This is a genomic window from Lactococcus sp. AK05 (genome assembly GCF_041026685.1).
Lineage (GTDB): Bacteria > Bacillota > Bacilli > Lactobacillales > Streptococcaceae > Lactococcus > Lactococcus lactis.
In genome coordinates, this window is the sequence record NZ_JBFTEI010000001.1 from 656,210 (window position 1) to 670,343 (window position 14,134).

The window sequence follows — 14,134 nt, forward strand, 5'->3', positions numbered from 1 at the left end:
TATGCGAAAAAAAACTTTAAATAAAGAAATTCGCAGGTCAATTACGGGTTCATTGGGTCGCTTTATTTCTATTTTTTCCTTGATGTTGTTAGGGACTTTCGCTTTTGTCGGACTAAAAGTTTCTGGACCCGATATGAGAAGGACAGCGGAAGATTTTTATGCTCAACATCATTTAGCAGATTTGACGCTAACTTCAACTTTGGGCTTGGACCATTCTGACCAGCAATTAATTAACGAAAGCAAGGGTGTAAAAAAAGCAGAATTTGGCTATTTTCAAGATTTGGTAATCAAAGGAAAAGAAAATAGCCTGCGTTTATTTTCTAAACCAGATGAATTGTCAACTTATGAGTTAATGTCAGGCAAGTTGCCTCAAAAAGATTCAGAAATTGCTTTAGATTATTTATATGACGGACAATATAAAATAGGACAAACCATTGATTTTACCTCTCCCAAGTCTAAGGATTCTGATTTAATAAAAAATCATTCCTTTAAAATTGTTGGATTTGTGAAATCAAGTGAATATGTCGATAAAAGTGATTTTGGTTCAACGACAGTCGGAACGGGTAAACTTAATGGGTATGCGCTTGTTACCAAGGAAGCCTTTGATTCTGATGTTTATATGATTGCTCGCCTATCCTATAAAAACTTACAAAATATCTCCATTTTTGATAGCAAATATGATAGCCGTTTAAAAACCGAACAAAAAACCTTAGAAAATACTTTTAAGAATCAACCAGAAAAACGCTTGGCAGCACTGAAAACAGCCCCAGAAAAACAGATTAATGAAGCGAAAAGTCAAATAGTTGAGGAAGAAAATCAACTCACTCAGCAAGAGAATCAATTAATTGCTCAAAAGAATCAAATTGGGGAAAATGCATCCGTTCAAGTGATTGAGCAAATCAATGCAGCCCAAAATCAAATTAATGCTGGAAAAGAAAAGATTGCTAAAGCTAAAGCAGAGCTTGCAAAGCAGGAAATAGCCTTAAACCAGCTTGAAAAACCGACTTATCAAATTAATAATCGTAAAGAAGGAAATCCAGGTTACAAGACATTTTTAGATGACTCAACAAGAATTGACAGTCTTTCAAATATTTTTCCAGTTGTCCTTTTTGCGATTGCTTTATTAGTGAGTTTGACAACAATGACTCGTTTTGTGGAAGAAGAGCGAGGAAATCTTGGGTTACTGAAGGCTTTGGGATATTCAAACCGTGACATTCGTAAGAAATTTATGGTCTATGGATTAGTTTCTAGCGGTTTAGGAGCTTTAGTAGGAACAATTATTGGACATACCTTTTTGCCGATAGCGGTATTTAATGCTTACACAGCTTCATCTACCTTTAGCAATTTACGGTTAACATTCTCTCCTTTATGGACAATAGTTGCTTTTGCGATAGCTATAGCTTGTAGTCTTTTGCCAGCATATTGGGTTGTCCGAATGGAACTAAAAGAAGTACCAGCCAGTCTCTTTTTAGCAAAAGTACCAAAAGCAGGCTCACGGATTCTTTTAGAGAGAATTAATTTTATTTGGAAAAGAATGAGTTTTACTTATAAAGTGACGGCTCGAAATCTATTTCGCTATAAAAAGAGAATGTTAATGACTATCTTTGGTGTCGCTGGCTGTACCGCTTTACTTGTCATGGGATTTGGAATTCGAGATTCCATTTCTGGTTTATCAAATAAACAATTTGGTCAAATTTTGCACTATGACATGATTACTATTGAAAAAAATAAAGTAAATGACAAAGAAAAAGAAGAGATAAATAAAGAATTAGCCTCATCAGAAATTGAGAATTATTTGCCGATTGCCTTTGAAAATTTGACAAAAGAAGCCAGTGACAAATTAGAAAAACAAGAGGTTAATTTAATTGCGACAAATCGTTCTGATGATTTATCAAAATACATTAGCTTAAAATCTCGTAAAAATAGTCAAAAAATTGAATTAAATAACTCTGGAGCAGTCCTTTCAGAAAAATTTGCTGAACTTTTAAACCTTAGAGTTGGTGATTCTCTGACACTAAAAGATAGTGAAAATCAGCCTCATAAGATAAAAGTAGCAGCAATTACTGAAATGTATATGGGCCATTATATTTTCATGAATCAATCGGTTTACCAAAAGGTTTTTAAAAAAGATTTTGTGGCAAATGCCCAATTGATTAAGTTGAAAAATGCGTCTACAAATAATATTCAAAAAATGTCAGCTCAATTTATGCAAGAAGACGGAATTCAAGCAGTGTCACAAAATAGTGACCTCAAAAAGGTGATTGAATCCTTTATGTATGGCATTAATAGTGTCATGATTGTTTTGATTACGTGTGCCATTTTACTTGCGATTGTTGTCATCTATAATTTAACAAATATCAATGTTTCCGAGAGAATTCGCGAATTAGCCACAATCAAAGTTTTAGGATTCTATGACCGTGAAGTCACACTTTATATTTATCGGGAAACGATTTTATTAAGCTTTTTAGGAATTCTGGTTGGTTTTGGTTTGGGGGATTATTTCCATCAGGTTATTATGAACCAATTGTCAGCTGACCAAATTATGTTTGCACCGGGATTACTTTGGACAAATCTTTTATTATCGGCAGCAATTACTTTTGCGACTACTCTTTTGCTAGCTATTGTTGTTCATTTCAAATTAAAAGCCGTGGATATGCTTGGGGCTTTGAAATCAGTAGATTAATCATTAAAAATTTTACTGACAACTTTTTAAGAAATAAAAAAATTACTGACAGAAATTTCATCAGTAATTTTTTTATTATTTTTCAACTTTACGTTTGAGGTCCCCAATTTGTTGGCCTTTATCTTCGTCAGCTAAAATCTCTTCAAAAGCAGGGAGTTGAATTTCTTCTCCATATTTTTGGTAAAGAGCAGTAGTCACCAAACGATAAGCTAGACGTGCATTTCTTGAAAGAATTGGCCCATGGAAATAAGTTCCAAAAGTATTTTTGTAAATTAAACCTTCGGTTTGGTCATCTGGATTATTTCCACCACCGTAAACGACGGTTCCTAGTGGCTTTTCGTCATCAGACAGATAGGTAATTCCTGAATGGTTTTCAAAACCATAATAAGTTTCACCAAATTCTTCATTGTGAGTTTCAATATCACCAATAAAACGGTCAGTTCGTAAATTTTCAGTATAATGTCCAAGAATTCCCGTTCCTTGAATTTTTGTCCCTTCGGAATTAACATAGTACTGACCGAGCATTTGATAACCACCGCAAATTGCAAGAAGTGGTTTTTCAGATTCAATGTAATCTTTTAAAGGTGCTGACAAGTCAAGCAATGATTGGTCAGCAATAATTTCTTGCTCATAATCTTGACCACCACCCCAGAAAACAAGGTCATAATCTTCTTTTGCAAAAGTATCACCTAAAGAAACGATATTGAAGGTCATCTTTGCCCCTAATTTTTCTCCGACATACTTGAGCATGAGAATATTTCCATTATCACCATAAGTATTCATTAAATCACCATAAAGATGAGCCACATTGAGGGAATACTTTGGGTTTTCAAGATTTGATTTTAAAGAGATATAAGCCATTTAACGCATTTCCTTTCCAAGATAATGACCCTCAGCCAATAATTCACGCATTTGTAACATGGCAGTGTAAGTTGCCAAAATGTAAACATGCTCTTTTGGACTCTCTTTAATTGCTTCTAAGACTTCTGAAAGTTCCTTGCGTTCAGAAATATTTTTGGCATTAAATCCTGTCACACGCATTCTTCTGGCCATTTCAGATGAACGAACACCACCTGTGATAATTTGGTCAATTTCCATATCATTAATTAATTCAAAATTAGCATCCCAAATCCAACTTGTGTCAATTCCGTCAGCATAATTGGCATTTAAAAGGCTAACTAAAGTGAAAGGATAATTGGCTAATTTCATCATTTCAAGGGCTTGATTAGCACCTACTGGATTTTTAATCAAAACAATGGTTACTTTTTTTCCGTCAATTTCAAGCGTTTCTTGACGACCAAAAACTGCTTTGGAAAGTTCAAAACCAGCCGCAATTGTTTCTTTTGGCACATTGAAATATTCAGCGACAGATACAGCAGCAAGAGCATTATAAATATTATAAAGTCCGCCAACATTAATTTTATAATCTGTCCCATCAATGACAAATTTAGAAGAAGTATTTGTAATCTCTGATAATTCTGTCAGTTGATAATCTAATTCTGGACGACTAAAACCACAATTTTCACAGATATAATTTCCTAAGTTAGCATAGGTATTCATCTTGTAAGCCAAAATATGATGACAAACCGGACAAACAATCCCCTCAGTATTGTAATGAGCATGAGTAGGTTCATGGCTTTCATGGTTGAAACCATAGTATTTTACAGGATTAACTATTTTTTTTGAGTTGAAAAGTGGACTATCGCCATTTAACAAAACCGTACCTTTGGGACTATTTGCCGCACCCTTGACAATAAAGTCATAAGTAGTGTAAATCTCGCCATAGCGGTCCATTTGGTCACGAAAAATATTAGTAAACACAAATAACGAAGGTTTGATATATTCAGTGATTTTTGGCAAACTCGCTTCATCAATCTCAAGAACAGCAAATTTCTTTTCGCCAGTTTTCGCTTTGGGAGCTTTGAGAAAAGTTGATACAATCCCCGTAATCATATTGGCTCCAGTTGGATTTGTTACAACTGGTCCAAAAGCCTTTTCTAGAATTCCCACGGTCAGTGCTGTGGTCAATGTTTTTCCATTTGTCCCAGTCACAACAATGATTTCATAATTTTTTGTCAGTGATTTAAGAATTTCAGGATCAAATTTTAAAGCAATTTTTCCTGGTAAAGTTGAACCGCGCTTGAAAAATTTTTCCAAGACAAAGCGCGATGAATTACCAGCAAACCTTGCAAATGAAGTTTTTATTGTCATAAGCAATATTATACCAAATACAGGGATTTTTTGCTCTATAAAATTTGAAAAAAAATTTATAAAACATATTTGATACTACTAACAAAAAAAAGTGATAAAATAATATCATTATGAATAGCAGAATATTCCAACACAATACTTTTACGACACTCTCTAGTGGCTTTTACAAAGGGACAATTACCCTCAAAGAAGCACTAGAACACGGCTCAGTCGGTATCGGCACACTTGATACTGCAAATGGAGAAGTGACCATTATCAATGGAATCGCTTATCACGGGGACTCAGAAAATCATGTCCGATTAGTTGAAGAAGATGAGACAATGCCTTATGTGGCAATGGTCGAACATCAGCCAATCGCAAAATTTACTGACAGCTCTGTCAGTAATTCAGAAGATTTTCTGTCAGCACTAACCAAGCGCTTTCCAACAGCAAATACCGCTTATACTATTGTTATGACTGGTCAATTCAAAGAAGTGACAGTCAGTAGTAAACCAGCCAATAACACTCGCCCTTATGATGAAATTATGGCTGACCAACCTTATTTTACAAAAGAAAATATTTCTGGAATTATGGTTGGAGTTTGGGCGCCAAAACATTTGACTGACCTTTTTGGTATTGGTTTTCACTTACATTTTGTCAGTGATGATAAAACTTTTACCGCACATGTCCAAAATTTCATTACAGAAAATCTTGAGATTGAAATTGGTAAAATAACCAAAATTGACCAAGAATTTCCTGACGATGATGAAAACTTTGACCAGCACTTATTTCAATAATTTTGTCTGATATAGAAGACAGGCTTCTCAAATTTTGTTACTATTCAATTGAGAAGTCAGTAATTTGATTAAAATGTAATTTATAGAATATTTTGCTATAAAATAAAAGTAATTATAGCTCTCACAGGACCGCTCTCTACATAATAAGAGCGGTTTTTTATTGCAAAATATGCTATAATTATTCTAACTGATTTTTAGTTATAAAAAAGCAAAAAGAAAGTTCAGTGGATGAAAAGTAAATTTCAAACCAGGTTAGGTCCACAAGAACTCTTATAAAGGAATCAAAATGAATCTACAAGAAATGAACGCGCGTAAGGAAAAAATTCGTAATTTTTCGATTATCGCCCATATTGACCACGGAAAATCAACACTTGCTGACCGTATTCTCGAGCAAACTGAAACTGTTTCAAAACGAGAAATGCAAGCTCAACTTCTTGACTCAATGGACCTTGAACGTGAACGCGGAATTACCATTAAATTAAATGCTATCGAGTTAAATTATAAAGCCAAAGATGGTGAAACTTATATTTTCCACCTCATTGACACGCCAGGTCACGTCGATTTTACTTATGAAGTTTCACGAAGCCTCGCTGCCTGTGAGGGAGCAATATTAGTTGTTGATGCCGCACAAGGAATCGAAGCCCAAACCCTTGCAAATGTTTATCTTGCTTTGGATAATGACCTTGAAATTTTACCAGTTATCAATAAGATTGACCTACCAGCTGCTGACCCAGAAATGGTCCGTCAAGAAATTGAAGATGTGATTGGTTTAGATGCCTCTGAAGCCGTTCTTGCTTCAGCCAAAGCTGGGATTGGGATTGAAGAAATTCTTGAACAAATTGTTGAGAAAGTTCCTGCCCCTCAAGGTGAAGTTGACGCTCCGCTCAAGGCTTTGATTTTTGACTCAGTTTATGACGCATATCGAGGCGTTATTCTTCAAATTCGAGTCATTGACGGCTCGCTTAAAGTTGGCGACCGTATTCAATTGATGAGTAACGGTAAAGAATTTGATGTCACAGAAGTTGGTATTTTCACTCCAAAAGCTGTTTCTCGTGATTTCTTGATGGCTGGAGATGTTGGTTATGTAGCAGCATCTATTAAAACCGTTGCGGACACACGTGTCGGAGATACTGTGACCCTTTCATCAAATCCAGCAAATGAGGCTCTAAAGGGTTATAAAGAAATGAACCCAATGGTATTTGCGGGGATTTATCCAATTGAATCAAACAAATTCAATGACTTGCGCGAAGCCCTAGAAAAACTTCAATTAAACGATGCTAGTCTTCGTTTTGAACCTGAAACATCGCAAGCGCTTGGTTTCGGATTCCGTTGTGGTTTCCTCGGACTCTTGCATATGGATGTCATTCAAGAGCGTTTAGAACGTGAATTTGGTATTGATTTGATCATGACCGCGCCATCCGTTGTTTATCATATCAATACAACGGACGGTGAAACCCTTGAAGTAGCCAACCCATCAGAATTCCCAGATCCTACGCGCATTGAAAACATCGAAGAACCATTTGTTAAAGCTCAAATCATGGTACCAAATGATTTCGTTGGCCCGGTTATGGAATTAGCTCAACGGAAACGTGGAATTTTCCTAACAATGGATTATTTAGACGCAAATCGGGTCAATATCATATATAATATTCCATTGAGTGAAATTGTTTTTGATTTCTTTGATAAACTTAAATCATCAACTAAAGGTTATGCTAGCTTTGATTATGAGATTTCTGATTATCGTCCATCAAATCTTGTGAAAATGGACATTCTCTTAAATGCCGAAAAAGTCGACGCCCTAAGTTTCATTGTCCACAAAGACTTTGCCTTTGAACGCGGAAAAGTCATTGTTGAAAAACTTAAAAAACTCATTCCACGTCAACAATTTGAAGTGCCAATTCAAGCAACTATTGGAAATAAAATCGTTGCTCGTTCAGATATTAAAGCTCTTCGTAAAAACGTATTGGCCAAATGTTATGGTGGAGATATTTCCCGCAAACGAAAACTCCTTGAAAAACAAAAAGCCGGTAAAAAACGGATGAAAGCCATTGGTTCAGTAGAAGTCCCTCAAGAAGCCTTCTTATCTGTCCTCTCAATGGATGAAGAATAAAACATCTTAAAATCACCTTAAAGGTGGTTTTTTGTTACAATAAAAGAAGTAGAAAAGAGGTAGAAAATGAAAATATTTATCGTTGGAAGTACCGGACGTGTAGGTAAAAGTTTGCTTAAATCTCTCTCAACAACGGACCATCAAATCCATGCTGGAGCAAGAAAAGTTGAGCAAGTTCCTCAATATAATAATGTAAAAGCTGTTCATTTTGATGTTGATTGGACACCAGAGGAAATGGCCAAACAATTACATGGAATGGATACAATTATTAATGTTTCAGGCTCAGGTGGAAAAAGTTTATTGAAAGTTGACTTATATGGGGCTGTCAAACTTATGCAAGCAGCTGAGAAAGCAAAAGTTAAACGATTTATCTTACTAAGTACGATTTTTTCTCTTCAACCAGAAAAATGGATTGGTGCCGGCTTTGATGCATTAAAAGATTATTATATTGCTAAACATTTTGCTGATTTATATCTTATTAAAGAAACAAATTTAGATTATACAATCATTCAACCTGGAGCATTAACAGAGGAAGAGGCAACAGGATTGATTGAGATTAATGACGGGGTTTCTGCAAGTAACACAATAGGAGATGTGGCAGATACTATCAAAGAATTAGTGATGACCGATCATTCAATTGGAAAAGTAATTTCAATGCACAATGGAAAAACGGCGATTAAAGAAGCTCTTGAAAGTCTTTAAACTTTTCTTAACATTTAAAAGATACTTAAAAATTTAAGTATCTTTTTTGATTACAGTAAAAAATTGACAGGAGAGACTGTAATATTTTATAATTTTAATGACGCTTAAAAGAAAGCGCTAAACAATAAATTGTCAATGTCCGCGATTTATTCAAAAAAATTTAAGGAGTTTTATGGACACAAAAAAAATTAGATGGTTTACCGTCGCATTCATTGCCTTTAACATGGTTTGGGGAATGGGGAACGTTGTCAATAACTTTGCCCAACAAGGAATTACTGTTGTTACCTCATGGCTATTAATTTTGGCTTTGTATTTTATTCCCTATGCACTTATTGTTGGTCAACTGGGTTCAACTTTTAAAGATAGTAAAGGTGGGGTCAGTTCATGGGTCGAAAATACCAGTACGAAACGCTTGGCTTATTATGCCGCATGGACTTATTGGGTGGTTCACATTCCTTATTTGGCTCAAAAACCCCAAGCAATCTTGATTGCTTTTGGTTGGGTGGGTCAAGGAAATGGAAATCTGGTCAGTCAAATGTCGATGACCGCTGTTGCTCTTATTTCATTAGCGATTTTTTTAGCTTTCTTATGGTTGTCAACAAAAGGGTTAAATACTCTGAAAGTGATTGGTGGACTTGCGGGAACAGCAATGTTTGTTATGAGTTTACTTTTCATTGTCATGGCGATTGGAGCACCTTTTATCGCAAAAGATTTCCATATTGCAACGCCTGACATGGGAAATATTAAAACTTATATCCCTAAATTTGACTTCAGTTATTTTACAACTATCTCAATGCTAGTTTTCGCTGTCGGTGGTGCTGAAAAAATTTCTCCTTATGTTAATCAAACGAAAAACCCAGCAAAAGAATTTCCAAGAGGGATGTTTTTACTTGCTGGAATGGTTGGTATCTGTGCCGTCTTAGGTTCGATTGCCATGGGAATGATTTTCTCAAGCGGTAATTTACCAAATGACTTGATGGCTAACGGTGCTTATGCAGCATTCCAAATTTTAGGTCAACACTTTGGTGTCGGAAACTTTTTAATGATTGTCTATGCATTAACTAACGGTGTAGGACAAATTGCTGCCTTAGCTTTCTCTATTGATGCGCCATTACGCATTTTACTTGCTGATGCTGACCCAGAATTCGTTCCAGCATGGTTGCGTAAAAAAACGAACAAAGGAACGCTTAAAAATGGTTATACATTAACAGGAATCCTTGTTAGTATCATTATTCTTTTACCGTTACTTGGAATCGGAGATATGAATGAATTAGTCAAATGGTTGACTAATTTAAATTCAGTTGTGATGCCAATGCGTTATCTTTGGGTCTTCTTTGCCTTCATTATGTTAAATCGGGCAGTGAAACATTTTCAATCTGAATATAAATTTATCAAACAAAAACGTCTAGCCATGATTGCTGGTGCTTGGTGTTTTCTCTTTACACTCATCGCCTGCGTGTTAGGAATGGTTCCAAAATTGGACTATGCTGCTAATCCATCTGCCTGGTGGTTCCAACTTGCATCGAATATTTTGACACCAATTGTCTTAATTTTACTTGGTATGCTTTTACCTTTCATTGCCCGTCGTGAACAACGCAAAACAAATGGTCTTGATTTAAATTCGCTCAATGTGGAATAAAGCCAGATTATCCCTGAATTTTTCAGGGTTTTTTTGATGTATATTTTAGATTAAAACAAAAGGATAAGTATTCTTAAAAATATCTAAGGATTAATTGTAAAAACTAGTCTATATCTATGAGAAAAGCTGACTTTTCGTGTGAAATTTGGTATAATATAGTTAATCTGTTTGTCAATTGGGGCAAACTCTTCCGAAAGCAAGAAAGGAAAGTAAAATTTCATTTTAATGAGATTTTACAAGGCAAACATGCAAGACAAAAATGTTATCAATGTCAATTTAGTTGAGGAGATGAAGACGTCATTTCGTGACTATGCAATGTCAGTTATCGTTGCACGGGCACTTCCTGATGTACGTGATGGTTTAAAACCCGTTCACCGTCGTATTCTCTACGGAATGAATGAACTTGGAAATACTCCAGATAAACCACATAAAAAATCGGCACGTATTGTCGGTGAAGTTATGGGTAAATATCACCCACACGGAGACAGTTCAATCTATGAAGCAATGGTACGTATGGCTCAATGGTGGTCTTATCGTCATATGCTTGCTGACGGACACGGTAACTTTGGTTCAATGGACGGTGACGGTGCCGCAGCGATGCGTTATACCGAAGCTCGTTTAAGTAAAATTGCCATGGAAATGTTGCGCGATATCAACAAAAATACCGTTGATTTCATGGACAATTTCGATGGTACTGAACGTGAACCGCTCGTTTTACCTGCTCGTTTTCCAAACCTTTTAGTTAATGGAACCACAGGGATTGCAGTTGGGATGGCAACAAACATTCCACCACATAATCTGGGTGAAACAATTGATGCAGTAGATATGCTCATGGAAAATCCAGAAGCTTCAGTTACTGATTTGATGTCTGTGATTCCTGGTCCTGACTTCCCAACAGGGGCTTTGGTTATGGGGAAATCCGGTATTCGTCGTGCTTATGAAACTGGTAAAGGTTCGATTACATTACGTGCAAAAACCCACATTGAAGAAATGGCTGGTGGAAAAGAACGTATTGTTGTGACTGAATTACCATATATGGTCAACAAAGCACGTTTGGTTGAACATATTGTTCGTTTGAACCATGAAAAACGAATTGAAGGATTGACTGCGGTTCGTGATGAATCGAACCGTGAAGGAATTCGCGTGGTTATCGAAGTTCGTCGTGACTTATCAGCACACGTTATCTTAAATAATCTGTTCAAACTAACAAGTTTGCAAACTTCATTTGGTTTCAATATGTTGGCTATCGAAAAAGGAATTCCTAAAATTCTTTCTTTGAAAGAAATCTTAGTTGATTATATTGAACATCAAATAGAAGTTGTTGAACGTCGTACAGCCTTTGATAAAGCACGTGCAGAAGCACGCGCACATATCTTGGAAGGTTTACGTATCGCTCTTGATAATATTGACCGTATCATCACAATTATCCGTGAATCACAAACGGATGCCATTGCACAAAAAACAATGATGGATGAATTCCTCCTCTCTGAAAAACAATCGCAAGCTATTCTTGATATGCGTTTACGTCGTTTGACAGGATTGGAACGTGATAAAATTGAGGCAGAATATCAAGATTTAGTCGCTTTGATTGCTGACTTAGCCGATATTTTGGCAAAACCTGAACGTGTTAAGAAAATTATTCGTGAAGAATTAGAAGAAGTTAAACGTAAATTTGCTGACAAACGTCGAACAGAATTGTTAGTTGGTGAAGTTCTTACTCTTGAAGATGAAGATTTGATTGAGGAAGAAGATGTATTGATTACTTTATCAAATAAAGGATATATCAAACGTCTAGCTAATGATGAATTCCGTGCCCAAAATCGTGGTGGACGTGGTGTTCAAGGAATGGGAATGTCTGATGATGACTTTGTTCAACATTTGGTATCTACATCAACACATGATCATTTACTCTTCTTTACAAATCTTGGACGTGTTTACCGAATGAAAGGATATGAAATTCCTGAATACGGTCGGACAGCGAAAGGATTGCCAATTGTCAACCTTCTCAAGCTTGATGACGGTGAAAAAATTGCAACAATTATCAATGTTGACCGTGACCAAGCGGCGAAATATCTCTTCTTCACAACACGTAACGGAATTGTTAAACGAACTTCAACCAATCAATTTAGTAATATTCGAACAAATGGCTTGAAGGCTTTGAAACTCCGAGATGGTGATGAACTGATTAATGTGCTTAGAACTTCAGGTGAAGATGAGGTGATTATCGGAACTCATTTGGGATACTCAGTTCGCTTTAAAGGTGCAGTTGTTCGTGATATGGGACGTGCAGCAGCCGGTGTTAAAGGGGTTAACCTCAGAGAAGGCGACTATGTTGTCGGAACTTCACGAATTGATGATAGTCAAGAAGTTCTTGTCATCTCAGAAAATGGTCTTGGTAAACGAACTCAGGCTTCGGAATATCCAACAAAAGGCCGTGGTGGTAAAGGGATGAAAGTCATGAATGTCACAGAAAGAACTGGTAAATTAGCTGGTTTAACTGCTGTCAATGGTGACGAAGATTTGATGGTTATTACAGATACAGGGGTTATTATCCGTACAAATGTGGCTAACATTTCTCAAACTGGTCGAGCTGCCCAAGGGGTTAAAGTAATGCGACTTGATGATGAAGCACAAATTGTAACCTTTGCACTTGTAGATCCAGTCATTGAAGATGAAGAAGTTGATGCGCCAGAACTTACTGATGAAACAATTTCTACTGACAATAACGAAGAATAATTGAAAAGAAAGTCTGCCAGTTACTGACAGACTTTCTGACTGAATAAGATGGTGCTGACAGCTCTGTCAGTAAAAATTAGAGAATGAAAAAAATAATAATTTGGGTTCTAGCAGCACTTAGTTTAATTAGCTTAAGTGCTTGCGCTAATGGAAAATCTAGTCAAAAAGATAATCGTAATTTATTAACGTCACCAATTAATAAAGATGTGACGACAATGGGAACTTACATTAAAGTCACTGTTTATGACAAAGGAAAAGAAGCTGCAGTTGAAAAGGCGCTAAAACTTCCTGTTGAATACAATAATTTAACAACCGTTAATCAATCAGGTTCACAAATTGATGAGATTAATCAAAATGCAGGAATTAAACCTGTCAAGGTGAATTCAAATGTATATGAATTGGTTAAAGCTGGTTATAACTATTCAGCTAAAGATTTAGGTTATGATATTACAATTGGTTCACTGACAAGTCTTTGGAACATTGGAATGGATAACGCTAGAAAGCCTGCTCAATCAGAAATTGAGCAAGTGTTGCCTTTAATTAATTATCATGACATAAAGTTTGATGATAAAAATGAAACAATTTATCTGACAAAAAAAGGGGCTCGTTTAGACTTGGGTTCTATTGTCAAAGGGTTTGTCGCTATGAAAATGGTTGATTCACTCAAAAAAGATGGTGTTACCACAGGGATTGTCAATTTGGGTTCTAGTTCGATTTATGTGATTGGTCATTCACCCAGAGGTGCTGATAGTCCGTGGACAATCGGAATTAAGAATCCAAATGACCCAACTGGGACTCAAATGGGGATTATTAAAGCTTCTAATGAGCACGTCAATACTTCAGGGATTTACGAGCGATATTTAGAAGTTGATGGTCATAAATACAGTCATATTCTAAATCCTAAGACAGGCTATCCTTTTGAGAATGATATTGCCAGTATCACCTTGTTAATTTCAGGAAAAGATAAGACCAATGGTGATGGTTTGTCAACAATGATATATGCTATGGGAACCAAAAAAGGTTACGAATACGTTGAAAAGTTGAAAAATGTTGAGGCTGTATTTGTCGATAAAGATAATAAGGTTTATATTACACCTGGACTGAAAGACAAATTCCAGCTTTCAGATAAAAAAACATTTGAAATTGGTAATATTACAAAATTAAAATAATTGTTTAAGTCTTGCTATATGCAAGATTTTTTTGTAAAATAACTAAAACTTTTGACTCGGAACTTAAAGCATGGTACAATAAATAAAAAGAGTACACAAAAAGACAAG

The 14,134-nt window shown here is 35.9% G+C and carries 9 protein-coding genes; 7 read left to right on the top strand and 2 right to left on the bottom strand.

The features are described 5' to 3' along the window. Position 1 precedes the first annotated feature (1 nt). Positions 2 to 2,683, top strand: a complete 2,682-nt coding sequence (locus tag AB6B24_RS03195) for an FtsX-like permease family protein (RefSeq protein WP_311804075.1) — start codon at positions 2 to 4, stop codon at positions 2,681 to 2,683. A 75-nt stretch (positions 2,684 to 2,758) separates the two neighbouring features. Here the strand turns inward: AB6B24_RS03195 and gatD are convergent, their stop codons facing one another. Both gatD and murT read right to left on the bottom strand, forming a co-directional pair. Beyond that, on the bottom strand, positions 2,759 to 3,544 hold the full coding sequence (gatD, locus tag AB6B24_RS03200; protein WP_311802590.1) for a lipid II isoglutaminyl synthase subunit GatD: 786 nt from the start codon (positions 3,542 to 3,544) through the stop codon (positions 2,759 to 2,761). Next, on the bottom strand, positions 3,545 to 4,894 hold the full coding sequence (gene murT, locus AB6B24_RS03205) for a lipid II isoglutaminyl synthase subunit MurT (RefSeq protein WP_311802592.1): 1,350 nt from the start codon (positions 4,892 to 4,894) through the stop codon (positions 3,545 to 3,547). A gap of 110 nt (positions 4,895 to 5,004) precedes the next feature. Between murT and AB6B24_RS03210 the strand changes: the two genes are divergently transcribed. The 6 genes from AB6B24_RS03210 (at position 5,005) to AB6B24_RS03235 (ending at position 14,026) form a co-directional block, all read left to right on the top strand. Continuing rightward, entirely contained in the window at positions 5,005 to 5,670 is a 666-nt protein-coding gene (locus AB6B24_RS03210) for an acetolactate decarboxylase (RefSeq protein WP_029343844.1), read from the top strand. A 286-nt stretch (positions 5,671 to 5,956) separates the two neighbouring features. Further along, the gene (gene lepA / locus AB6B24_RS03215; RefSeq protein WP_195935390.1) at positions 5,957 to 7,780 is read left to right on the top strand and encodes a translation elongation factor 4; all 1,824 of its coding nucleotides are present in this window, start codon (positions 5,957 to 5,959) and stop codon (positions 7,778 to 7,780) included. Positions 7,781 to 7,846: 66 nt separating this feature from the next. Further along, positions 7,847 to 8,482 carry an SDR family oxidoreductase gene (locus AB6B24_RS03220; RefSeq protein ID WP_311802595.1) on the top strand — a complete coding sequence of 212 codons (636 nt, stop codon included), beginning with the start codon at positions 7,847 to 7,849 and terminating at the stop codon, positions 8,480 to 8,482. Between the two features lie 172 nt (positions 8,483 to 8,654). Continuing rightward, positions 8,655 to 10,121, top strand: a complete 1,467-nt coding sequence (locus tag AB6B24_RS03225; protein ID WP_058219984.1) for an APC family permease — start codon at positions 8,655 to 8,657, stop codon at positions 10,119 to 10,121. 246 nt (positions 10,122 to 10,367) lie between these two features. Beyond that, the gene (gene gyrA / locus AB6B24_RS03230; protein WP_047206248.1) at positions 10,368 to 12,857 is read left to right on the top strand and encodes a DNA gyrase subunit A; all 2,490 of its coding nucleotides are present in this window, start codon (positions 10,368 to 10,370) and stop codon (positions 12,855 to 12,857) included. Between the two features lie 83 nt (positions 12,858 to 12,940). Then, complete coding sequence (locus AB6B24_RS03235; protein ID WP_311802596.1) at positions 12,941 to 14,026, top strand: FAD:protein FMN transferase; 1,086 nt, start codon at positions 12,941 to 12,943, stop codon at positions 14,024 to 14,026. The last annotated feature ends 108 nt before the right edge of the window (positions 14,027 to 14,134 follow it).